At 62.2% G+C, this 22,576-nt stretch carries 25 protein-coding genes; 14 read left to right on the forward strand and 11 right to left on the reverse strand.

Annotated elements, in window-relative coordinates; genetic code table 11:
• Nucleotides 1-18 precede the first annotated feature (18 nt).
• Nucleotides 19-1,218 (forward strand): AI-2E family transporter, encoded by a 1,200-nt coding sequence (locus tag G7068_RS13040; protein WP_166292360.1) that lies wholly within the window; start codon nt 19-21, stop codon nt 1,216-1,218.
• Nucleotides 1,215-2,456 (forward strand): threonine ammonia-lyase, encoded by a 1,242-nt coding sequence (gene ilvA, locus G7068_RS13045; protein ID WP_166292361.1) that lies wholly within the window; start codon nt 1,215-1,217, stop codon nt 2,454-2,456. The genes G7068_RS13040 and ilvA overlap by 4 nt, the downstream gene beginning before the upstream one ends.
• Before the next feature lie 18 nt (nt 2,457-2,474).
• Here ilvA and greA read toward each other — a convergent pair whose 3' ends face one another.
• Both greA and G7068_RS13055 read right to left on the reverse strand, forming a co-directional pair.
• Nucleotides 2,475-2,960 carry a transcription elongation factor GreA gene (greA, locus tag G7068_RS13050; protein WP_166292362.1) on the reverse strand — a complete coding sequence of 162 codons (486 nt, stop codon included), beginning with the start codon at nt 2,958-2,960 and terminating at the stop codon, nt 2,475-2,477.
• Nucleotides 2,961-3,113: 153 nt separating this feature from the next.
• A complete protein-coding gene (locus tag G7068_RS13055) occupies nt 3,114-3,599 on the reverse strand; it encodes a DUF4307 domain-containing protein (protein ID WP_166292363.1) in 486 nt (161 codons plus the stop codon).
• An 86-nt stretch (nt 3,600-3,685) separates the two neighbouring features.
• Between G7068_RS13055 and mca the strand changes: the two genes are divergently transcribed.
• Genes mca through recQ form a run of 3 tightly spaced genes read left to right on the forward strand, consistent with a single transcriptional unit; the run spans nt 3,686 to nt 6,819 of the window.
• Complete coding sequence (gene mca, locus G7068_RS13060) at nt 3,686-4,555, forward strand: mycothiol conjugate amidase Mca (RefSeq protein WP_205881298.1); 870 nt, start codon at nt 3,686-3,688, stop codon at nt 4,553-4,555.
• Nucleotides 4,552-4,791, forward strand: coding sequence for a hypothetical protein (locus G7068_RS13065; protein WP_166292364.1), 240 nt, complete (start codon nt 4,552-4,554; stop codon nt 4,789-4,791). The genes mca and G7068_RS13065 overlap by 4 nt, the downstream gene beginning before the upstream one ends.
• 6 nt (nt 4,792-4,797) lie before the next feature.
• The gene (gene recQ, locus G7068_RS13070; RefSeq protein ID WP_205881299.1) at nt 4,798-6,819 is read left to right on the forward strand and encodes a DNA helicase RecQ; all 2,022 of its coding nucleotides are present in this window, start codon (nt 4,798-4,800) and stop codon (nt 6,817-6,819) included.
• 6 nt (nt 6,820-6,825) lie between these two features.
• Here the strand turns inward: recQ and G7068_RS13075 are convergent, their stop codons facing one another.
• The 6 genes from G7068_RS13075 to trhA form a co-directional block, all read right to left on the reverse strand.
• On the reverse strand, nt 6,826-7,290 hold the full coding sequence (locus G7068_RS13075) for an SRPBCC domain-containing protein (RefSeq protein ID WP_166292365.1): 465 nt from the start codon (nt 7,288-7,290) through the stop codon (nt 6,826-6,828).
• 34 nt (nt 7,291-7,324) lie between these two features.
• Nucleotides 7,325-7,672 carry a type II toxin-antitoxin system PemK/MazF family toxin gene (locus tag G7068_RS13080; protein WP_280116201.1) on the reverse strand — a complete coding sequence of 116 codons (348 nt, stop codon included), beginning with the start codon at nt 7,670-7,672 and terminating at the stop codon, nt 7,325-7,327.
• Nucleotides 7,659-7,889, reverse strand: a complete 231-nt coding sequence (locus G7068_RS13085) for a ribbon-helix-helix domain-containing protein (protein WP_166292367.1) — start codon at nt 7,887-7,889, stop codon at nt 7,659-7,661. The genes G7068_RS13080 and G7068_RS13085 overlap by 14 nt, the downstream gene beginning before the upstream one ends.
• 78 nt (nt 7,890-7,967) lie before the next feature.
• Nucleotides 7,968-8,270 (reverse strand): HigA family addiction module antitoxin, encoded by a 303-nt coding sequence (locus tag G7068_RS13090; RefSeq protein WP_166292368.1) that lies wholly within the window; start codon nt 8,268-8,270, stop codon nt 7,968-7,970.
• Nucleotides 8,257-8,538, reverse strand: a complete 282-nt coding sequence (locus G7068_RS13095) for a type II toxin-antitoxin system RelE/ParE family toxin (RefSeq protein WP_166292369.1) — start codon at nt 8,536-8,538, stop codon at nt 8,257-8,259. The genes G7068_RS13090 and G7068_RS13095 overlap by 14 nt, the downstream gene beginning before the upstream one ends.
• Nucleotides 8,539-8,633: 95 nt before the next feature.
• The gene (gene trhA / locus G7068_RS13100) at nt 8,634-9,398 is read right to left on the reverse strand and encodes a PAQR family membrane homeostasis protein TrhA (protein WP_166292370.1); all 765 of its coding nucleotides are present in this window, start codon (nt 9,396-9,398) and stop codon (nt 8,634-8,636) included.
• A 115-nt stretch (nt 9,399-9,513) separates the two neighbouring features.
• Between trhA and G7068_RS13105 the strand changes: the two genes are divergently transcribed.
• Genes G7068_RS13105 through G7068_RS13125 form a run of 5 tightly spaced genes read left to right on the forward strand, consistent with a single transcriptional unit; the run spans nt 9,514 to nt 13,697 of the window.
• A complete protein-coding gene (locus G7068_RS13105; protein WP_166292371.1) occupies nt 9,514-10,299 on the forward strand; it encodes an isoprenyl transferase in 786 nt (261 codons plus the stop codon).
• Between the two features lies 1 nt (nt 10,300).
• The gene (locus G7068_RS13110; protein WP_166292372.1) at nt 10,301-11,116 is read left to right on the forward strand and encodes an SDR family NAD(P)-dependent oxidoreductase; all 816 of its coding nucleotides are present in this window, start codon (nt 10,301-10,303) and stop codon (nt 11,114-11,116) included.
• Nucleotides 11,117-11,139: 23 nt separating this feature from the next.
• A complete protein-coding gene (locus tag G7068_RS13115) occupies nt 11,140-12,477 on the forward strand; it encodes an amidohydrolase (RefSeq protein ID WP_166292373.1) in 1,338 nt (445 codons plus the stop codon).
• Nucleotides 12,478-12,479: 2 nt separating this feature from the next.
• Nucleotides 12,480-12,887: a DUF1801 domain-containing protein gene (locus tag G7068_RS13120; protein WP_205881300.1), complete on the forward strand. Its 408-nt coding sequence runs from the start codon at nt 12,480-12,482 to the stop codon at nt 12,885-12,887.
• A 54-nt stretch (nt 12,888-12,941) separates the two neighbouring features.
• Nucleotides 12,942-13,697 (forward strand): nucleoside phosphorylase, encoded by a 756-nt coding sequence (locus G7068_RS13125; RefSeq protein WP_205881301.1) that lies wholly within the window; start codon nt 12,942-12,944, stop codon nt 13,695-13,697.
• Nucleotides 13,698-13,701: 4 nt separating this feature from the next.
• Here G7068_RS13125 and G7068_RS13130 read toward each other — a convergent pair whose 3' ends face one another.
• Nucleotides 13,702-14,193: an S-ribosylhomocysteine lyase gene (locus G7068_RS13130; protein ID WP_205881302.1), complete on the reverse strand. Its 492-nt coding sequence runs from the start codon at nt 14,191-14,193 to the stop codon at nt 13,702-13,704.
• Between the two features lie 134 nt (nt 14,194-14,327).
• The gene (locus G7068_RS13135) at nt 14,328-14,696 is read right to left on the reverse strand and encodes a hypothetical protein (protein ID WP_244304502.1); all 369 of its coding nucleotides are present in this window, start codon (nt 14,694-14,696) and stop codon (nt 14,328-14,330) included.
• A gap of 376 nt (nt 14,697-15,072) precedes the next feature.
• On the opposite strand from G7068_RS13135, the gene G7068_RS13140 reads away from it, so the two are divergent.
• From G7068_RS13140 to G7068_RS13155, 4 genes are all read left to right on the forward strand, one after another.
• Complete coding sequence (locus G7068_RS13140; protein WP_166292375.1) at nt 15,073-15,654, forward strand: phosphorylase family protein; 582 nt, start codon at nt 15,073-15,075, stop codon at nt 15,652-15,654.
• 36 nt (nt 15,655-15,690) lie between these two features.
• On the forward strand, nt 15,691-16,485 hold the full coding sequence (locus G7068_RS13145) for an MOSC domain-containing protein (RefSeq protein ID WP_166292376.1): 795 nt from the start codon (nt 15,691-15,693) through the stop codon (nt 16,483-16,485).
• A 199-nt stretch (nt 16,486-16,684) separates the two neighbouring features.
• Nucleotides 16,685-18,814, forward strand: a complete 2,130-nt coding sequence (locus tag G7068_RS13150) for an SdrD B-like domain-containing protein (protein WP_166292377.1) — start codon at nt 16,685-16,687, stop codon at nt 18,812-18,814.
• Nucleotides 18,815-19,011: 197 nt separating this feature from the next.
• Nucleotides 19,012-20,751, forward strand: a complete 1,740-nt coding sequence (locus tag G7068_RS13155; RefSeq protein ID WP_166292378.1) for a bifunctional 3'-5' exonuclease/DNA polymerase — start codon at nt 19,012-19,014, stop codon at nt 20,749-20,751.
• 4 nt (nt 20,752-20,755) lie between these two features.
• Here G7068_RS13155 and G7068_RS13160 read toward each other — a convergent pair whose 3' ends face one another.
• The gene (locus tag G7068_RS13160; protein WP_166292379.1) at nt 20,756-22,264 is read right to left on the reverse strand and encodes an aminotransferase class I/II-fold pyridoxal phosphate-dependent enzyme; all 1,509 of its coding nucleotides are present in this window, start codon (nt 22,262-22,264) and stop codon (nt 20,756-20,758) included.
• Nucleotides 22,265-22,576: the final 312 nt, after the last annotated feature.

Consider the following 22,576-nt stretch of genomic DNA (forward strand, 5'->3'; position numbering starts at 1 on the left):
GATCTGTAGGATTGTGTCGTGGAAGAACACAACAGCGAGAGCAAACCCGGGGTGCCGGAGATTACTGCCGATGAACTGCCGCTTGGCGTTCGTGTGGCGGCTGCCTGGTCATGGCGCCTGATTATTATTGGTCTTGCCTTCGCGGGGTTCTTGTGGCTTATCGTGCAGGTGCGGATCATCGTGATCCCCCTGCTCATCGCAATCCTGCTGACGGCGCTGCTCAACCCGGTCGTGCACTGGTTCGAGCGACGCGGAGCGCCACGCTGGCTTGGCGTCATCATCGCCCTCGCGGTGTTTATTGCGTCGGTGTGGATTCTCGTCACCCTCATCGTGACGCAGCTGCGAAGCGGATTCTCCGATCTCGCGCAGCGCTCCGAAGAGGTGTGGTGGGAGTTTCTGCACTGGATTGAAGGAAGCTCCTTCGGGTTTTCCGCGGATCAGCTCGATGGGTTTGTCGCTCAGATCATGAAGACGGTCGAGGGTCACCAGGGCGAGATCTGGAGCGGCGCGCTCGGTGTTGCCACCACCGCAGGGCAGGTCATCACCGGCAGCCTGCTGACGCTGTTTTCGCTCATCTTCATGCTGATTGACGGCAAGCGCATCTGGTACTGGGTGCTCGGCTTCCTGCCTGCCAAGGCGCACGCCCCAGTTGACGCGGCAGGCATTTCTGGCTGGATCTCAGTCGGGCAGTACGTGCGCGTGCAGATCTTTGTTGCGTTTGTCGACGCAGTCGGCATCGGCGTTGGCGCCGCGCTGCTTGGCGTGCCGCTTCCGATCCCGATCGGTATTTTGGTGTTCCTCGGATCCTTCATCCCGTTCCTCGGTGCGATCTCGACCGGCCTGCTAGCCGCGTTTGTCGCCCTGATCTACAACGGGCCGGTGAACGCGCTCGTGATGCTGGGTGTTGTGATCCTCGTCAACCAGATCGAGGGGCACGTGCTGCAGCCGCTCGTCATGGGCAGCGCCGTGAAGGTGCACCCGCTGGGTGTTGTGCTCGCGGTATCAACCGGTGCGCTGGTGGCCGGGATCCCGGGTGCGCTGTTTGCAGTGCCGCTCGCGGCGGCCGCCAACTCGATCGTCAATGTTTTGGTGAGTAAAGAGTGGGCCCACGGAACAGATCCGGTTGCCGACTACCATCGAAGCGCAAAAATTCACCAAAAAGCTAAACATCGAGCTCGCATCGTCTCGCGCCTGCAGCGCAAGGGAGGAAACTCATGATCCAAACCTCCGCTCCCGCCCTCGAAGACTTCGAGCGTGCGCTGAAAAAGGTGCACGAGATTACGCAGCGTACGCCGCTGGAATCCTCACGCTTCCTCGCCGATGTGCTCGGGGTGCCGCAGGTCTACCTCAAGTGCGAGAACCTGCAGCGCACCGGGGCCTACAAGCTTCGTGGTGCCTACAACCACCTGTCGCAGCTGAGTGATGAGCAGAAGGCACGCGGTGTTGTCGCTGCCTCCGCGGGCAACCACGCCCAGGGTGTGGCGTTTGCGGCACGAGAGCTCGGCATCAAAGCTACGATCTTCACGCCCCTGGGTGTTGCACTGCCGAAGCTGCAGGCAACACGCAACTACGGCGCCGAGGTGATTCTGCACGGTAACACCTTCAACGAGACCAACGAGGCCGCGCAGGCGTTTGTGCGTGAGACCGGGGCGCACTTTGTGCCCCCGTTTGACGATGAAGCTGTGATCGAGGGGCAGGGCACTGTCGCGCTCGAGATGTTCGCCGAGGCTCCCGACATCGAGACCCTCGTGGTTCCGATCGGTGGCGGTGGGCTGATCGCCGGCGTTGCTGTGGTGGCGAAGCTTATTGCCGCCCGTGAGGGGCGCCCGATGCGGGTTATCGGGGTGCAGGCAGAAAACGCAGCCGCCTACCCAGACTCGCTACGCATGGGTGAACCGGTCACCATCACCACGAAGCCCACGATCGCCGACGGCATCGCGGTGGCTCGACCGGGCGAACTGAACTTTGAGATTATTCGCGACTACGTAGACGAGGTTGTTACGGTCAGCGACGACGACATCGCACGTGCGATCGTGCTGTTGCTTGAGCGCGCGAAACTCGTTGTTGAGCCAGCGGGAGCTTCCGGCGTCGCGGCGATGCTCGCTGGCAAGATCGAGGCCACCGGTGTAACCGCGACGATCCTCTCCGGCGGCAACATCGACCCGCTGCTGCTGCAGCGGGTCATCGGACACGGCCTCGCGGCTGCTGCTCGTTACCTCAAACTGCGAATCCTGCTGCCTGATATTCCAGGCCAGCTTGTGCGCACCGCGACCATCGTGGCCGAGAACAACGCAAACGTGGTCGAGGTGATCCACACGCGGCACGCGACAGAGCTGCCAATCAGTGAGGTTGAGCTGGAGCTGCACATTGAGACCCGCGGGCCTGAACACGGCGATGCCGTTGTGCAGGCGCTGCGAGACGCCGGGTATTCAGTGCGTGTCGGCGAGAAGTACTAGCCGACAGGTCTCGCTGGGTCAGCGTGTGTAGGTGTCGACGGCGAGAATCTTAACCGCGATCTCGTTGCCGTTGGGGGCCTTGTAGCTCGCGTTCTCGCCAATCTTGAGGCCGAGGATCGCGGCTCCCAGCGGGCTCTCGGCGCTGTAGACGTCGAGGTCTGAGCCGTCGGCGAGCTCGCGGCTGCCGAGCAGGAAGCGCTCTTCATCGCCGAACAGCTCTGCGGTAACGACGGTGCCGATCTCAACAACACCCTGCGCCTTCGGTGCCTCACCGATGACAACGTGCTTCAGTAGCTCTTCGAGATCGCGGATCCGCGCCTCCATCTTGCCCTGCTCGTCTTTAGCGGCGTGGTAACCGCCATTCTCTTTCAGGTCGCCCTCTTCGCGCGCCGCTTCGATGCGGGCAGCGATGTCTTTTCGACCAAACCCCGTCAGTTGATCAAGCTCACCCTTAAGTCGGTCGTAAGCTTCTTGCGTCAGCCAGGTCTGCGTGGGTTCGGCCATGGTCGATCCTCATTTCAGAGTATGCGCGGAGTGCCGCGCGGGATAAGCGCAACGCCCTAACGATGTCAGGGCGCGCGATCCAGAATATCAGTGGAGATTGTTAGCGGTCGCATTTTCGCAAGTATGTCGAAACAACTCGAAATTGCTCGAAACCTACTTGGAGCGCTCGACGACCCAGCATTCTTTTGCGTAGGCGGCGGTTGCAGGGCCAACCGTGCGCACGGGCGCGTTGACCGTGGTGATGCGTTTTTCGCTCACCGGTAGCTCTACGACGCTCCAACCGACGGGTGCCTTTGAAGTATTGAGCGCCTCAACGACGCAGGCGACGGGAGTGTTCGGCGGAGCCGTGACCTCAAACTTCATCGTGCCCGAAAACTCGCCGGTCTTTTTGAACACGATGTCTTGCGCCTGAACCTGGTTCGAGCTTTCCCAACCGCTAAAGACCAAAAAAGCAAGGCCACCAACGACGAGTGTGACGCCGGCGATCCAAGCGAAACGGCGATCCACACGGCGTTTTTTGCCGCGACCGTAACGATCTTCGAGGGTTTGAGTGGTCGCGCCCGACGCAGAAACCGAAGCGTCAGCTGCGGTCGCGTCAGTGTCGAGTGGGGGCGCTGCCGGGGAGGCGGCCTGTGACACGGGTTCCTCCGATGTGAACAAAGCTAAACTAGATGCCACCGCCAGCGTACCGGGAACTTCCGGGAGGCACTTGTGAAAGGAAGCGGATGACGCTCAGGTTGATCGCGGTGCATGCGCACCCCGATGACGAGTCCAGCAAGGGTGCCGCGACATACGCGCACTACCTCGACGTTGGTGTTGAGGTGCTCATCGTGAGCTGCACGGGTGGCGAGCGCGGGGACGTCTTGAACGAGTTGGTCTCCCGCGACCCCAAGAGCCGTCGTGACCTTGCCGGTTTGCGCCGCGATGAAATGTCGCGAGCGCGCGACATCATTGGTTTTGAGCATCGGTGGCTCGGCTACCAGGACTCGGGGCTGCCAGACGAGGGCGATCCGGTGCCCCCTGGCTCGTTCGCAGATATTCCCGCTGAGGTGTCGGCGGAGGCACTCGTGCGGATCGTGCGCGAGTTTCGTCCGCACGTCATGATCACGTACAACGAGCAGGGTGGCTACCCTCACCCTGACCACATTCGTTGCCACGAGGTCAGCAAGATTGCCTGGGACGTCTCTGGTGACGCGGAGAGCTACCCCGACGCGGGCGAACCGTGGGCTATTAAGAAGCTCTACTACGAAGAGATCTTTAACGCTGAGCGCATGGAGTCGGTGTACCAGTGGCTGCTGCAGCACGAGCCGGAGTCACCGCTGATCGAACAGTTCGCTGAGATGCGCGAGTGGATGTCTCGCCGCCCGAACCGCAGCACCGCCAAGATCGATGTCGGTCGTTTCTTCGAGCGTCGAGACGAGGCGCTGCGGGCACACGCGAGCCAGGTGGCCCCAGACAGCTCGTTCTTCTTCTGGCCAAACGAGCTGCAGCGCCAGGCCTGGCCGTTTGAGGATTACCGACTCGCGGCCTCGCGAGTTGCGACGAGCGAGTTTGAAGCAGATCTGTTTCAGGGGATTGAGGAGAAGACCGCGTGACTTTGATGAACCAAATGATGTGGATTGCTGAGAAGAACGCCGAGTTTGATCCCGACAAAGTGACCCCCGGGGTCGCGGGGTTTGTGATGGTGGCGGTGCTCGCTGGTGCCATCATCCTGCTCGGGTTCAGCCTGGTGAAGCGTCTGCGTCGTAATGCCTACCGCTCAGAGATTCGTGAAGACATCGCGAACGAGCTCGCAGCGGGAGAGGCTCAGGATCCCGAGCCGCGTGGCTGATTTTTGATGGCGGGTGGTGAGTGGGGTTCCGATCCAGGATCCGGTGCGTTCGATGACGTCGAACGCTGGCCCGGTGAAGCCTGGGGTGCGCCGCCTCCTGACCTAGTTGTGACCGGGGCAGGGGCTGTCTCGATCCCGAATCCCGCCGTTGCCGCTGCTGGTGGCGCTTCTGCGCATCTAGGGCGAGACCCCCTCCAGGTGCTGTCTGAGGTGTTTGGGTACGACAGCTTCCGCGGTGAGCAGGAGGCCGTGGTTCGGCACGTCGTCGCTGGAGGCGACGCGGTGGTGCTGATGCCCACGGGCGGCGGCAAGTCGATGTGTTTTCAGATCCCCTCGCTGATTCGGGAGGGGACGGGCATCGTGCTCTCCCCGCTTGTCGCGCTGATGCACGATCAGGTTGCCGCGCTGCGGCTCGCGGGGGTGAACGCGGCGGCCCTGAACTCCTCAATGAGCATGGAGGATCGGCGCGAGGTCGAACGAGCGTATGCCGCGGGTGAGCTGGAGATGCTCTATCTCGCCCCTGAGCGGCTGGCAGCTCCGGGCACTGTCGAACTACTGAATCGTGGGCGCATTGCGCTCTTTGCCATTGACGAGGCGCACTGTGTGTCGCAGTGGGGCCACGATTTTCGGCCCGACTACCTGCGGCTCGGAGCGCTCGCCGAACACTGGCCGGACGTGCCGAGGATCGCGCTCACGGCGACGGCGACTCCCGAGACACACCGCGAGATTACCGAGCGGCTGCACCTCGGCAACGCGCAGCACTTTGTTGCGAGTTTTGATCGCCCGAATATTCGTTACCGCATCGAATCGAAGCAGAACGCGCGTGCCCAGCTGATCGACTTTGTGAGAGGTTCGCACTCGGGCGAGGCCGGAATTGTGTACGCGCTCAGCCGCAAGCGGGTCGAGCAGACCGCTGCCGCCCTGTGCGCCGCGGGCGTTGACGCGGTTGCGTATCACGCAGGGTTGCCTGCGTCGCAGCGCCTCGAAGCGCAGACCCGCTTCTTGCGCGAAGACGGGGTCGTTGTGGTGGCCACGATTGCCTTTGGTATGGGGATCGATAAACCCGACGTTCGTTTTGTTGCGCACATCGACCTGCCGAAGTCGGTCGAGGGCTACTACCAAGAGACGGGTCGCGCCGGCCGAGACGGGCTGCCTTCCGAAACCTGGCTCGCATACGGCCTTGCCGATGTGGTGCAGCAGCGGCAGATGATCGAGTCGGGGGACGGTGACGCCGCGACCCGTGCGAATCAGACGCGGCATCTCAACCAGATGCTTGCACTCTGCGAGGGTGTTGAGTGTCGGCGCGTGTTTTTGCTGCGCTACTTCGGTGAGACCGGAGTGGCGGCCTGCGGCAACTGCGACGTGTGTCTGAACCCGCCGCACCTCTGGGACGCAACAATCCCGGCGCAAATGCTGCTCTCAACAGTTATTCGCACTCAGCGCGAGCGATCCCGCACGTACGCTGCTGGTCAGCACATCGATGTGCTGCGCGGTGTGGCGTCCGAGCGCGTGACACAAATGCGGCTCGACGAGCTTTCGACGTGGGGCATCGGTAAAGACTGGTCGATTGCGCAGTGGCGCGGACTGGTGCGGCACATGCTCGCAGTCGGCTTACTTGAGGCGCAAGGTGAGTGGGGTGTGCTCGCACCGACTGAAGCCGCGAAGCCCGTGCTGCGGGGTGAGACCGAGGTGCACATGCGTGAAGAGGTGGTTGTGCGGGCCGGGCGCAGCGGGCGTGCGGTGCGCGGTTCTTCGAGTTCAGGATCTGGCGCTGGTGCGAAGCGGTCAGCCGCGGCGGCCGATCTCACCTCCGAACAGGCCGAGGTGTTTGAGCGCCTGCGCGTCTGGCGCTCGGAGGAGGCGAAACGGCAGGGAGTTCCCGGCTACGTTGTCTTCAGTGACGCGACGCTCGCGGCGCTCTCAGCTCATCTGCCCAGCGACGACGCGGGACTGCTCGCGATTTCTGGCATCGGAGACGTGAAGCTGGAACGTTACGGTGCAGCAGTACTTGAGGTATTGCGGGGGTAGCTCCCGTCATACCTCGACGAGCTTGGCAAGCTGCTCCGTGACGAAGGTCCACCCCTCGAACAAGCCGAGTTCATTGTGCTGTTCAAGCGCTTCAGAGGTGCCGTGTCGCGCAACGATTCGGTACAGGGTGCCATCAGGGTGATCCGAGAGGGTAACCTCACCGGTCACTGCAACCGGAGCCGGTGACGCAGGGCGCAACTTGCTGTCCACCGCGTTTGTGAACACCAGACGCTCGTGCCGGTCGACCACGAGGAACGCGGCATCCATGTGCGGGCCGAACTCTTTCCCGTTCTCGCTCATTGAGGTGACGAATCCGCCCCCGGCTTTCGGCGTGAACGACTCGACTCGGCACAGGTAGGGTTGGGGGATCCACCACTGTGCGAACAGGTCAGGCCTGGTCCACGCGTCCCATACGGCGGCGCGGGGTGCGCGAATGACGCGTTCAACGGCGAGATCGAGGTTGGGATTCATTGATGTCTCCTCTTGTTCTGATGAAGCGCTGCGGTTACAAACCCAGGTGGAGGCGAAGTGCCTCGTCAAGCTCGTACATTTGAGCGGTTGAAATCTTGCCGACGGGTTTTCCGATTCGCTCGATCGACACTGAGCGTAGCTGCTCGGCCTGAGCCTTTGAATCTTGAGTGAGACCTGTTTCGCTCGCCTCAAGAAAAACGTGGAACGGAAAAACTCGCGCGGTGTTTGTTGTGAGCGGGACTACAGTGAGAACTCCGCGGCCCAGACGTTCCGCAATTGTGTTTGCGTGATCGTTGCTGACGATGACAGCGGGCCGTCGTTTATTCGCTTCGGATCCAAGTGAGGGGTCGAAATTTACGAAGCGAATTTCACCGCGCTGCACTTGGAAGCCCGTCGGTAGTCGTCTGTTCCCAAAGTTCATCGTCCTCGCTGGCGCTCCACTCGTTCCAGGCGGTGGCATAGGCGAGCTCGAGTTTGGGGCCGTTCAAGAGTCGGATCGCGTGCTGCAGTCCTGCCGAGCGAGAAGGTAGCCCGGACTCTTTCACGAACCTATCAAGTGTCGCGAGTTCGTCCTCCTTGAGACTAACGCTGATTTTCATACCTCAATGCTACCGCGGTAGCAACTCTTCGTCCACGGTGGGTCTGTGGTTGTTGGTGACTTGATCAATCGAAGTTGGTTACGCAACCTGTAGTGGAGTAATCGCAGCAAGTTGCTCCGCGATGCGGTCATCTGCGAGATCGAGGTCAAATTGGGTTTGCAGGTTGAGCCAGAACTGGGCGGATGTTCCAAAGAAACGGGCCAACCGGAGGGCGGTGTCTGCGGAAATGCCACGCTTGCCATGCACGATCTCATTGATGCGCCGCGGCGGTACATCAATAGACACAGCCAGCTTGTTCTGCGTGATGCTGAATCCGTCAATGAAGTCGACCAGAAGTACCTCACCGGGATGGACGGGCTCGAGTTTGTTAGTGGTAGTCAACGATCTCAACCTCCTCTGGTTCAGTGTCGGTCCACACGAAGCAGATCCGCCACTGGTTATTGATTCTTACGCTGTATTGACCGGCTCGGTCACCTCTGAGCTGTTCGAGTCGATTTCCCGGTGGAATTCGGAGGTCGTCGAGGGACTCTGCCGATCCCACCTGGCGAAGCTTTCGCAACGCCACCTGATGGATGCGTGGGTCAATCGATGGCACTCGCTCACGCCGCCACAATCGCTCAGTGTCTTTGCTACCGAACGATCTGATCACATTGGCATTATATAACGTCCTGCGTTAATAACGCCAGGCGTTAAGCGCCATTTTGCTGGGCTGCCAGTGACCGTGGGGCATGCAACTACGGGTAACTACCGCAGATACACCGGATCGAGCGCAATGAGCAGAATCGCCACCCAGTGGCACAGGAAAGCGAGCACCGTGAGTGCGTGGAAGATTTCGTGGAAGCCGAAGACGCCGGGGAAGGGGTTTGGGCGCTTCAAGCCATAGACAACCGAGCCGAGCGTGTACAACAGTCCGCCAACGACAATGAGGACCATCGTTGCGAGGTTGGCGTGAGCGATATCGACGATGTACATCATCGCGGCCCAGCCGAGTAGAACGTACAGCGGAACGTAGAGCCAGCGGGGGGCATTGATCCAGAACACCCGAAAGCCGATTCCGAGCAGCGCGCCGATCCACACCAAAACCAGCAGCAGTATGCCCTTATCGAAGGGCAGCGCGAGCAGCGCGAGAGGGGTGTAGCTCCCCGCAATGAGCACGAAGATATTGGCGTGGTCAATTCTGCGGAACACCTGCTTGACCTCGGGTCGCCAATTGATGCGGTGGTACAGCGCAGAGTTTCCGAACAGCAGCATGCTCGACAGCATGTAGACCGCCGACGCCCACTTGGCCACCGGGCCGTGCGCGAGGCAGATGAGCACTATTCCGGCTGCAATGGTGACGGGAAAGGTGCCCGCGTGAAGCCAACCGCGCCAGAGGGGTTTGACCTCGGGATCTGCGGCCGCGGGAGCGTCGGCAGCGTGACTGAGCTCATCTTCAAGCAGCGGCAGCGAGAGCGCATCGGGCTCGGGGAAGGCACGTTCGCTGGGCTCGGGAGCACCATGAGAGGTCATGCTCTGAGTGTACGTTGCCCACAAATCTGAAGTTGCATACATGTAGAAGTTCCCCAGTGGGGTTGCGGGTGTAACTCGGAGCTTCGATCCCCGCCCGCCCGATAGAATCATCAGGATGAACACTCAGCCAAAGCCCGAGCGCACCGGCCTGCTGTACCGGCTGTATCAGCGCAGGCTGCGGCGAGAGATTGATCTCGACCGAGTCCCGCACCACATCGCTGTGATCGTTGACGGAAACCGTCGCTGGGCAAAGCAGCGCCTGCAAGAACGGGCTGCATTCGGACACCGCGCGGGTGCCCGCAAGATTCCCGAGTTTCTGGGATGGTGCGAAGAAGAGGGTATTGGGGTTGTCACCCTGTACCTGCTGTCAGCAGACAACCTGAACGCGCGGGATCGCGAAGAACTGGAAGATCTCTTCGGTATCGTCGCGGAGCTTGCACTGCTGCTCGCCGAAAATCCGCGCTGGCGTGTGAAGCACGTTGGTTCTTGCGAGGGGCTTTCTTCTGAGCTTTCGGAAGCGCTCGCGGAGGCCGAGGCAAAGACCGCCGAGCACGAGGGTCTGCACATCAACCTCGCGGTGGGGTACGGCGGTCGAAGCGAGATCACCGCGGCCGTGCGCAGCGTTATTGCTGAGCATCAGGCGGCGGGCGGGTCCATTGACACCCTCGCTGAGCGACTCACACCAGAGACCATCGGTGAGCACCTCTGGACGCGAGGCCAGGCCGATCCCGATCTGATGATTCGCACCTCGGGCGAGCAGCGCCTCTCTGACTTTATGATCTGGCAGTCGGCGCACTCGGAGTTTTATTTTGTTGAGGCGCTGTACCCCGACCTGCGCGAGGTCGATTTTTTGCGGGCTCTGCGCGATTACTCCACGCGCCAGCGGAGACTAGGGAGCTGATATGACGCGGCGAGACAGCAGCTTGCCAGAACTTTCGGGGCAGCGGGTGCTGGTTACCGGGGCCTCCGGCGGTGTCGGGGGCGGGATCGCTCGCAGCTTTGCGGCGGCGGGCGCGCGGGTGGCGGTGCACTACCGCGGAACGACAACGGGTTCTGTGGAGGTTGCGTTTGCTCTGGTGGAAGAGCTCCGAGAGCACGGCTCAGATGCCGTGGCGGTGCGGGGAGACCTGAGCGAGCCGGGAGCCGCCGAGGCGCTCGTGGGCGAAGCTGCCCGAGCGCTTGGTGGTCTTGACGGACTTGTGAACAATGCCGGTGTTCAGCCGCTTTCCCTGCTCGCCGATACGAGCCGCGCGGAGTGGGACGAGGTGCTCGGCACAAACCTGGGTGCGGTGTTCGAACTGTCTCGGGCCGCCGCTGTAGTGATGGGTGAGGATCGCGACGCCGATCCTGACCGCCCAAACAACCGCTGGATAACCCACATCGCATCAATCGAGGCGAGCCGACCCGCTGTCGCACACGCGCACTATTCCGCTGCGAAGGCCGGGCTGGTGATGCACGCGCGTGCCGCGGCGCTTGAGCTCGGGCCCGAGGGCATTCGAGTGAACACGGTTTCGCCCGGGCTTGTTGAGCGCCCGGGACTGGAAGAGGCGTGGCCAGAGGGAGTCGCAAGCTGGAAGGCGAACGCCCCGCTGGGTCGCCTCGCCACTCCCGCCGACATCGGCAATGCGTGTGTGCTGCTGGCCTCACCCGCGGCGTCATTTATTACAGGGCAAGATCTTGCCGTGGATGGTGGCATGCTCGCCACCCCCGGTTGGTAACGCAGAGGAACAAGGAGAACGCCATGGCCGAAACAATTCTGAGAGCCGACGCAATGTTGACCCCGAACGGTGTGGTTATTGGCGCCGAGCTCGCTTTTGACGCCGAAGGGCGGATTACGTATGCCGGATCCGTGCGGCCTGAATCCGCGATCCCGAGTGACGCGATGGTGCAAGATCTGGTGGGCCAGGTCTTAATGCCGGGCCTCGTGAACGGGCACACACATTCGGCGATGACGCTGCTGCGTGGTGTGTCCGATGACGAGGGGTTTATGCCCTGGCTTGCGGCTGTGCAGGCGCACGAGCAACACCTCACTCATGAAGACGTTGCGCTCGGGCTGCAGCTCGCCATGGTCGAAATGATCGAAACCGGCACGACCGCCTTCGCCGACATGTACCACTGGGATGCGGAACTGATTGAACTCGTGCGCTCGGCCGGCATGCGAGTGATGGCGGCCCCCGCGACCTTCGCACCCGAGATCGTCGGGTTTCCGAGTGTCTCTTCGAATAATGGCGACGATGCCGTCGCCGCGACCGAAGCGCTCGCTGAGCAGTACGCCGGTGACCCGCAGATTAGGATCGCCTACGGCCCGCACGCGCCGTACACCAGCCCGCCCGAGTTTCTGCGCGACATTGCGCGCCGGGCGGTCGAGCGCGGCATTCCGATCCACACCCACATCTCGGAGTCCGCCGCAGAGGTCGAACAGATCCTTGAGCAGTATGGTGCGACACCGGGGGACCACCTCGACTCTGTAGGGCTCTTCGAGGCTGAGGTACTTGCCGCGCACTGTGTTCACCTGACCGACAGCGAGATTGAGCTGTTCGCGCGCACCGGCACAGCGGTGAGCCACAACCCGGTTTCGAACCTCAAACTCGGTAACGGAATCGCGAAGCTGCCAGAAATGATCGAGGCGGGGGTTCGCCTGACGCTCGGCACCGACTCCGTGGCGAGCAACAACAGTCTCGACCTATTCGAGGAGATCAAAACCGGCACGATCTTGCACCGTGGTGTTCGTCAGGATGCCGCGATCGTGCGGTCCTCTGAGGTCGTGCATATTGCGACCCGCGGTGGGGCAGAGGCTCTGGGCTTTGCTGAGACGGGCGCACTTGAGGTGGGCATGCTCGCCGATGTTATCTCGCTCGATGTGACGGGCTCGTCTGCGACTCCCTTCGACGCTGCGGCGCTCGTCTCACACATCGGCTTTGCCGCGACAGGTGCCGACGTGCGAGAGGTGTTTATCGGGGGCCACCACGTTTACACCGATGGCGCACATCTCACCCTTGACGCGGCTGCGATTCGACGTCGTGCGGTTGTTGCGGGGCAGCGGATTCGCGCTGCGGTCGTTGCGGGTGCAGGGGCATGACAGTGACTGAGTTGAGCGATCCCGCGGTTCGCGAGGCCTTTGAGTCTTACGATGCCGCGGTTCGCGCTCCGCTGTTGCAGCTGCGAGAACTGATTTTTGACGTTGCCGCTGCGACGGATGGTGTGGGTGCGCTCACGGAGACCCTGAAATGGGGTCAGCCAAGCTATCTCACCGAGGCGACACAGAGCGGCACAATGATCCGGCTTGCTCCGTTCGAGGACGCTCAAGTGGGTGTGTTTGTGCACTGCCAGACCTCGCTGATCTCCGACTTTCGGGGTTCGTATCCTGACCTGAACTACTCGGGAACCCGCGCCATCGTGCTGTCTCCGTCGAAAGCGATTCCGACTGACGCGATGCGGCTTTTCTTCGAGCTTGCACTTACCTATAAACGCAGGGGAGCTCGGCGATGAGCCGAGACCCGATCCTGACTCACATCAACATACTGACCCTTGAAAGGCCCACGCATGTCACCCGTTAAACTTCCCTCCGACGCTGAACTCCCTCTGCTGCGCGCCCGTGTAGCCGACCTTGCCGACCGGGCCCTGGTCGTGGGGGATCCCGGCCGAGCGGCTCGGGTCGCCGAGCGGCTCGACGATGTTCGCCAGCTCACCGCGAATCGCGAGTACCACGTGTACGCCGGTTCGTACCGCGGTGTTCCCGTGACCGTTGCTTCTCACGGCGTCGGCGCTGCGGGCGCGGCGGTCTGCTTTGAAGAGCTTGCCCGCGGTGGCGTAACGCGAATCATTCGTTCTGGTACGGCGGGTGGCATTCAGCCAGAGGTTGTCGACGGGGCGATTGTTGTTGCGACGGGTGCCGTGCGCGCCGACGGAGTGAGCCACCAGCTCGTGCCAACCGAGTTTCCCGCAATTGCGACACCCGAACTGACGATCGCGCTGCGTGATGCGGCCGCAACGACCGGCCTGTCGGTGCACAGCGGCATTGTGCTGACCGGCGACATGTTCTACCCGAGCGACGTGATTACCGGAATCGATCACCGCATGTGGCAGCGTGCCGGTGTGGTTGCGGTTGAGATGGAAGCCGCCGCCCTGTTTGTGATCGCCTCACTTCACGGCATCGAATCGGGCGCCGTGTTTGCGATCGACGGCAATCCGCTGGCAGAAAAGGACGACTCGATGGGCGGCTACGATCCCTACCGCGAAATCGTGACCCAGGCGGTCGACGGCGCGCTCACCGCGGCGCTCGACGTGCTGGTTGCTTAAGGATCTACGCGATTCTTGAGCGATCGAAGGCGTCTAGGCTGATGCCCTGATCCAGCACCTGCTTCGACCACTCCTTTGCGGAGTGCAAGCTGTGGTCGCGGTAGTTGCCGCAGCTCGTGGCGTCCGTGCCTGGCACGTCGTCCCAGGTGATGCGCTCCACGAGATCCTCGAGAGAACTCTTGATGGCTGCGGCGACCTGCTCTGGCGTGGGCTCACCCCAGGCGATGAGGTGGAATCCGGTGCGGCACCCGAAGGGGGAGATGTCGATGAGGCCGTCGAAGCGGGTGCGCAACAGTGCCGCGATGGTGTGCTCGATGGTGTGTAGGCCCGCGGTCGGGATCTCGCCCGCGTTCGGCTGCACGAGGCGAATGTCGTAGTTCGAGATCGCGTCACCCTTGGGGCCGTGCTCGACTCCGATCAGGCGAACATAGGGGGCCAATACCTTGGTGTGATCGAGGGAGAAACTCTCAACCTCTGCCAGCTCAACATCGCTCATGCGCCAAGTGTAGCGAGCCGGATTCTGGGTGGCGAAGCATGACGTAACAAATCCGGTGGTGCCATATTGCTAGTTGAACTTTGCTCAACTATCAATATGGCACCACCGGATTGTGGTGAGTGCGACTGCGCTGCTTATGCCGCCTGAGCGAGCTCTTTGCGGGTCAGCGCGATGCGGGTGATGGGGCCCGTGGGGTCCTCGGTCACCTGCACGTCCCAGCCCGCGCGGTCAAGCCGCTTCAGGTCGAGCTTTGCGTCGTCAACCCGATCGGTCTCAACCAGGTAGAGCGTGCGCCCCGCAGCCCGGTAGACCGAGCGGTGCTGAGCCCAAGCGGGAATCTGCATGCCGTCCTCGCCGCCAAGCGAGTGGTACGGGGTGCGAAGCGTGCGAGCCGCGGCGACAGCAGTGCCGTCCGAGATGGAACGCACTGCGTTGTTTGTGGTCTTGGTGCGCACGGCGGACTTGCGGCCGGCCGGGCGGTTTTTGGTGTTGTAGTTTTTCATGATGGTCCTTCCTCGTGCACGAGGTGCACATGGCGGCCCGAGCTTTTCTGAGCGGCGAGCTGCCGATTGCCCATTCTGTGGGCGTCGTTTTGCTGTGCGCTGGGGCGCACTCTGAACTGCTAGCTCGGCGACTGAATGATCAAGACCAAACGTCAAGCCGTGCAAGCTGAGCTATGCTGAACTCTCGCGGAGTTGGAGTGATTCTGCCGGGCCCTGCCCGTCTCACCCGTCTCTGGATAAAAGTCGGGGGCGAGGCTTCCTGCGAAAAACACGCGGTTCAAAAGCGTACTCAACAGATCAGTGTACGACACTTTCTTGATGAGCGCTAGGCTTGAGACAGAATTTCTTGCAAGCACGTTCAAACTCGGGAGTTTTAATGCCGAACAACTCAACGCTCCTGGTGTTTGCGCACCGCGACGAGGCGACTGCCTTCGCCGATGTCGCCCATATTGTGACGGGTGTTGGCAAGATCAACGCGGCCGTGTCGCTGGCGGAGGCTCTCGGCGCGCGGGATCCGAAATCTGAAACAGCGAATGGTGTTGATCGTGTTGTTGTGCTCGGCACCGCCGGTGTGGTGGGCGAGGGGCAGCACCGCCTTGACCTCAACACCGTGTATCAGGTGACGGGCGCGGTGCAGCACGACTTTTCACTCCCGTCACCCGAGTTGCGACCGGCCGGCGAGGTGATCCTGCCGGATCACACAACCACCATTGCGACCGGTGATGTGTTTGTGAAGAATGATGCGCAGCGAGCGCACATTCACGAGTTGGGCGCCGCCCTCGTCGACATGGAAACCTACGCGTTTGCGAGTGTGTGCGAGCGCTTCAACGTGCCACTTCAGGTGTTCAAAATTCCCTCTGACTTTGCTGACTCCTCGACCACTGATGAAGAGTGGGACACGATCGTGTTCCGCAAGAGCGAACAGCTGCGTGAGTTCTGGGACGCACGACTCGCCTAGGGCTGTTGCGGGATCGGCGTAGGGCAAGATACATGTATGGCCCGCGTCGTTGCTCTCACTCGATACCCAGTCAAAGGTTTCACGGCAGAACCCCTTGAGTCCCTCACCGTGCAGCCCGACGGCCGCGTTGAGGGGGACCGCGTGCTCGCGTTTCGATTTGCGCGTGCTGCGGAGCCCGAGGATCGCGAGGGCCTGGAGTATTGGCCCAAATCCAAAGGGCTCGCGCTGCAAGATTTCCCCGCGTTGGCGGCCCTGCGCCTGAGCTATGACTACGCCGCACGCCGCGTACGCATCATGCACGGCGACGCCGAACTCATCGAGGCCGGCCTCGACGAAGTCGGTCGCGCGCAAATGTCAGAGGCGGTCACCGAATACGTCAGGTCTACTCCCGAGGGAGCGCGGTTGCGCGGGCCGGGGCGGTTGCCACTCGTGCTTGTCGGGGATGGCATTACTTCTCGGTTTCAGGATCGGCCGCGAGGGTTCGTTTCCGTGCACGGTCAAGCGAGTGTGGACGCGCTTGAGGCGGAACTCGGGTCAGTTGTAGATAGCCGCAGGTTTCGATCCAACCTGGTTATCGAGGGGCTTCCGGCGTGGCAGGAACTCGAGTGGTCTGGCGAGGTGCGCATCGGTGAGGTCACGTTTTCGACCGAGGGACCAATCGTGCGCTGCCTGGCCACACACGCGAACCCCGACACGGGTGTTCGAGATGCCCCGGTGCTCACCACTCTGACGCGCGGAATCGGTCAGAAGCAGCCAACACTCGGGCGACTGTTGCTGCCGAGCGGTCGGGGCGGCATTATTCGCATTGGCGACGAAGTGCGGGTTGCCTGAACTCTCGCCCGCAGCGACTCAACAATTTTTTGAAAACGCGTTAGATTTCGAATTTCTCCACGTCTTCCATCGTGTACCCGTGCGCAAAAGCTAGGGATCGGGGCCTGACGACTCCAGGCTCATGAACGATCTTGCGGACCCCCACGCAGCTAGCTTTTGCGCACGGCTACCTCGTTGAATAATAGGGAGAGAATTTAGAATGTTCAGAGCGTCGAAGCCCTGGGTAAAGCGGTTCCGCAACGTAGGAGTTGCGCTGGGCGCCATTGCCATCATCGTTGCGGGCACGGTTTCGCCCGTGGCAAGTGCCGAGGCGGCCCAGTTGGAAGCGATTGATGCCTCCTCGATCGTCTTCACGAATTCCATCGATCCAAATACGCCCCTGCTCGTTGGTGAGAACTCGAAGGTCACCTTTAACTGGAGCCTCGAGGGCATGCGCGCGGTGTCGGGAGACACCTTCAGCATGACGCTCCCTCAGAACTTCCAGTTTGCGAGCGGCGTGGTGCCGTTGACGGTTGGATCGACGGCAGGATCAGGCAGCCCTGAATCAGCCGGTGTGTGCACGCTCACTCCGGGCACCGCGAGTGTCGGCCCAAAGATCACCTGCGTGCTCGGTGACTACGTTGACACCCACGACAAGGTGTCGGGCTCGCTGTGGATCGAGATGCAGACGCTCACCGCCACTTCGGACAACACTGTCGAGGTTAAGCTCGGTGACGATGTTGTGGTGGTAAAACTGCCTGACTCCGGCATCAAACCCCCAAACTTTGGGCCGATCCCGACGACACCCGGTAAGTGGGCGTTTTGGACGGATCCCGAGCGGACGGCAATTACCTGGTACGTCGATGTGCCGGGAGACTTTGTGGGAACGGCAAACCCGCTACTCATTGAAGACACTTTTGCTGCAGGCTTGACGCTTGTGACATCGGGCGCGAACGCACCCACCGCAAAGTCGATCGAGGCCACGGCCTCCGGTTGGGGTGCCCACCAGTGGAGCGACGTTGACCAGTCGCAGTGGAGTGTCGACCCAACGGGACCGCAGTCCTTCACCATTTCGATGCAGCAACCCATCGCGCAAGACCACATTTACCGCTTCACCTATGTGACCACCATCGACCATCCCGAGAACGCAATTGTGGGAGACGTCTTTGAGAACACGGCGGTGATTAATGGCACAACACGAACCCAGACCATCACCTACAGCACGATCGGTGGCGGATCGGCGGGCGGTGATGAGCGCGGTGGTTTTGTCGTTGCGAAGGAAGCGCTTGAAGGAAACGCAGCGGGCCTGATTCCTGTCGACACCGAGTTTCAGGTCGACGCTGTGATCACGGAACCCGGCGGTGCACCGCGTGCGGAAACGCTACAGCTCACCGCGGGCGGAGAAGCAAAGGGCGTGAGCAACCTTCCGGCGGGCACAACCGTGCACCTGAGTGAGGTCAGGCCCTCGGGTCCGGTAGACGTCGAGTGGGGAACACCCCGGTTCTCTACAAACGCCAACCCCAGCGTGACGCTCTCGGCCGACGAGTCTGAGGTCGACGCCGTCATCGTGGCGGGCGGTACGTATCGATTCTCGCTGGTGAATACCGCGACCGAGGTGCTCTCACCGTTGGACGACCCCACTTTCGCAATTGGGGATTACACCTGGAACGACCTGAACCGAAACGGCGTGCAAGACGCCGGTGAACCCCCGCTCGGCGGTGTGAAAGTCTCGCTGCGAGATGCGGCCAGAAACGCTGTCGCCGATGCCAACGGCAACACCGTCGCCCCGGTGCTGAGCGACTCGAACGGGGCCTACCATTTCGATGAGCTCTTCAAGGGCGAATACGTTGTGCATTTTGAGGCACCGGATGGCTTCAAGCTCACACAGCCGAGCGCGACCGTGCATCTGGGGCTCGACTCGGTGGCCGATGTCTCGACCGGCTTGAGCCACGTCGTGCTGCTTGGAGAGGGTGTTGGTAAAACCTCGGAGTCGGATGCGGCTGATGGGGTGCAGGCGGCGTTTATCGACCGAACGATCGACGCGGGATTTGTGCGTGTCGAAGACTCTGATCCTGAGCCGACGCCGACTCCGAAACCGACCCCGAAGCCGACGCCGTCTCCGGCCCCGAAGCCAACCCCGAAACCGGGTTGCACCGGTGTGGACTGTTCTCCGAAGCAATCTCCCGCGACTGTCGAGCTAGCCACCACCGGAGGGGACTTCTCGATGCTCCTTGCCGCCGGTACCGCAATCGTGCTTCTTGGTGCCGCGGTTACCGGAGTCGCGGTTCTGCGCAGGCGCAAGAGCGACACCGCGACCGTAGCCGGTGGCGGAGAGCGTATCTCCGAGTAGGTCTGAACCGCCAAGCCTCCCAAAAGGGAGGCGCGGTTCGCTCCCGATGCTGTCAGGAGCTTTAAGCGTCGCGACGACTCCCCGGTTGCGGCGAGCTGGCCTCGATTCTCTGCGCAAGCTTGAGCTTGTGCCGAGGGTCGAGGCCTTCGTTCTGCGTGGGCAACCACAATGTCGGAGGCTGCCAGTAGCCTAAACATATGACCGATCCTGCTCCGCTCACCGTGCGCTGGTGTGTGCTTGGGCGCGGTGTTGACGGTCGCGTAACTGCCGTTGATATTCAAGCCGACGGCTCACGCGGTGCGATGCAAACCGTGAGTTTCGCCGAGCTGTCGGAGTATGTTGCCGAACGGGAACGCAATGCGGCGCCCCGCTGGGTGTGGAGCGATACTCCAACCTGGTATCCGACGCTGCTTGAGGCGGGCGTGAGGGTCGCGCGCTGCACGGACCTGAGACTGTCGCACGCGATCCTTCGAAACGCTGCGTCGGTTCAGCGGGCAGACGAACTGCGCGCGGCTGAAGAATGGGATGTCGCCGCGGCCGTGCCCGATCCTGAACCACGCGGCCTTGCTCTGTTCGAGCTTGAACGCACCTCAACTCTCTCGGTGCCCCACGGTATTGAAAAGGCGCTCGCCGAATTCGCGCGGCAGCGTGAGGCCTTGGCCACTGCCGCGGAGCCCGCGCGGCTTGGGTTTCTGCTTGCGGCCGAGTCGGCGGGAGCCCTTGCCGCGGTCGAAATGAGTACCGCGGGGGTGCCGTGGGACATCGCCGAGCACGATCGATTGCTGCGAGAAGCGCTGGGGGCGCGGCCGGCTAGCGGCATGAAGCCGCAGCGAATGGTGGAGGTCGCAGAAGAGGTTCGGGCTGCGCTGGGCGACCCCCAAGCTAGCCTCGATTCGCCGCCGAAGCTGCTGCGTGCGCTGAAGAACGCGGGGATTGAGGTGTCGTCCACCTCGCAGTGGGAGCTAGCAGAGCACTCGCACCCCGCTCTTGAGCCGCTGTTGCGCTACAAGAAGCTAGCGCGACTGTTCACTGCCAACGGGTGGACCTGGATGGACGAGTGGGTGCGCGACGGTCGCTACCGTCCCGTGTACGTGCCCGGAGGTGTGGTGACCGGGCGCTGGGCTTCGAGTGGCGGGGGTGCGCTGCAGCTGCCCAGACAATTGCGACCCGTGCTGCGTGCGGATCCCGGCTGGCTCTTTGTGAGCGCTGATGTAGCGCAGCTTGAGCCGCGCGTGCTGGCCGCGATGTCGACGGATCACGCGATGGCGGAGGCCGGTCGCGGCAAAGACCTGTACGCCGGTGTGGTCGCCAGCGGTGCCGTTGCCACACGAGACGAAGCAAAAATTGCGGTACTCGGAGCCATGTACGGAGCAACAACCGGTGACAGCGGGAGGCTGGTGCCGAGGCTGCGGCGCAGTTTTCCGCGGGCTATGCGCCTGGTAGATGAGTCCGCCGAGACCGGCGAACACGGCGGAACCGTTTCAACCTGGCTGGGGCGCACCTCGCCACCACCCGGAGCCGAATGGGCCGAGGTACAGGCGGTTGCAAACGGCGTGAATGCTACCTCGCGAGACGAGGATCGGGCCCGCCGGGTTGCGCGTGACTTCGGCCGGTTCACCCGCAACTTTGTGGTGCAGGGAACCGCCGCGGAGTGGGCGCTTGCCTGGATCGCCGACCTGCGCACGCGCTTAATGGATCTCGGTGAGGCGACAGACACGCGGCCGGCCACGGCCTCCGGGGTGATGTTTGAGCGTCGCCCGCACCTGGTCTTCTTTCTGCACGACGAAATTATCGTTCATACACCGGCCGAACTTGCAGAGAAGGTTGCTGAGGTTGTCGCTGAAACAGCGGTGACCGCCGGGAGGCGCATGTTCGGATCAGTGCCGGTAGATTTTCCACTCGACCTGCGCATCTCGGAGCGTGCCGAGAAGGGGTAACTGGCTACTCGACAACGACCCGAATCTGCGAGACCTGCGGATCGGCCGCGCCACGCACGTAACCGGTTGAGGTCTGCGCAACCGCCTGCAAAAACGCGACCGTCTCTGCTGTGACCTCTTCGCCCGGCAAAAGATTTGGGATGCCCGGTGGGTAGGCCGCGAGAGAGTCGGCGCTGATCCTGCCAACCGCGACGCTTGCCGGCACCAGCTCAGACTTCGCAAAGAACGCTTCCCGAGGCAGCAGGCGAGCGACCCCCGGCTCGGGCAGCGAGAGCGCGGCATCCCACGCAGCTGGAGCGTCGGCTTCCGCAGCAGCTCCTTCCCTTGAAACTGCAATCCGAGCGATGGCGCCGAGCAGCTGGTCCAGCTGAGGGCGCTTGCCCGCGCCAACGAGGGGCACGATGGTCGTCTGCGTCGACATCTCAACCCAGATGCCCTCTTCTGCGGCAAGCCGGATGCGAAGGTCGTGACCGGTCATGCCGGTCGCCGTGATGTCGAGCGGAATGCGCAGTGGATCAAACGCGACGATGTCGGGGTAGTCGGCGAAGGTCTCGTCGATGAGGGTGCAAAGGTTATCTGCGCGCACCTGATCTCTGAACTCGGCGACGAGGGCGAGCGATGTTTCGATCCGCTCTGCTCCGTGCTGGAGTTCTTTGCGAGCCACGTCAATAGATGCGAGTAGGAGTGAGCTTTCGCTCGTTGAGGCCGTCATGCGGTAGGCGCGATCAAGCAGCGGCTCAAGCTCGTCAGCGAGCGCGGTGTTGCCGAGGTGGATCACGGCGCTCTGGTGGAGCGAGGCCGCCATCTTGTGGGTGCTCATGATCACGATGTCAGCGCCCTGCTGCACGGGTGAGGCCGGCAGCTCGGGGTGAAACCCGAAATGCGCACCCCAGGCGCAGTCCACGATCAGGGCGGCTCCCGCCGCGTGCACGACGTCGGCAATCGCGGGGATATCGGCGACCGCACCAAAGTAGCTGGGGCTGACGACGTAGACCGCCGTGACCGGGCCGGGATGCGCAGTGATCGCCTGCTGAACGCTCTCCGCGGTGACGCAGTGCGCGATCCCGTTCTGCAGGTCGATGCTGGGAATGACGAAGCTGGACCGGAGCCCGGCCGCGATGACCCCGTCGATGATGCTCGAGTGGGCACTGCGCTGCAGCACGATGTCGCGACCCAGCTGGCCGATTGCCAGGGCGGCCGTTTTGTTGCCCTGGGAAGATCCGTTCGTCATGAACCAGGTTCGGCGAGCGCCCCACGCCTCGGCGGCAAGCTTTTCGGCTTGAACGCGGGGTGAATTTGCGCCGAGGTCGATGCCGCTGAGAAGGCCGGTGACGTCGAGCCCGAGGGCTTGCGATCCCAGAAGATCTTGCAGCCCTGCGGCGGATCCTTCTCCATCGGACTGATGACCGGGGATCAGAAGTGAGATGGGCTGGCGTTCGGCGTGACGCACGAGCGCCTCTGCGTAAGGTGCGTGGGCGGAGGAAGCCTCAGCGCTGAGGGGAGTGTTAGGCATGATCCTAATCGTAGGGGAGAAAGGGACTGCAACGTTCAGTCAGGACTGCGCCGCACCGACTACCCTGGCTTCATGGTTACTGCTCGCGTTTGGATCGCCCACGAAGCAAACTTCGTGTTTTGTGAGGAGTGAGCGGCGTGACCCAGACGCAAAGAAATTATCTGTGCGTTCGATGCGGCAAAGATGTCGTCGCCGGGCGCAAGGACTACGAGCTATTCGAGCACATGCATTGGGTCTGCTTTCACTACGAGTTCGAGCACGAAGGCGATCCAGATGTGCGGTGCTGTGATCCGTCCTGCACCAGCCCACTCC

The sequence above is a fragment of the Leucobacter viscericola genome (assembly GCF_011299575.1).
In the GTDB taxonomy this organism is placed as follows: domain Bacteria; phylum Actinomycetota; class Actinomycetes; order Actinomycetales; family Microbacteriaceae; genus Leucobacter; species Leucobacter viscericola.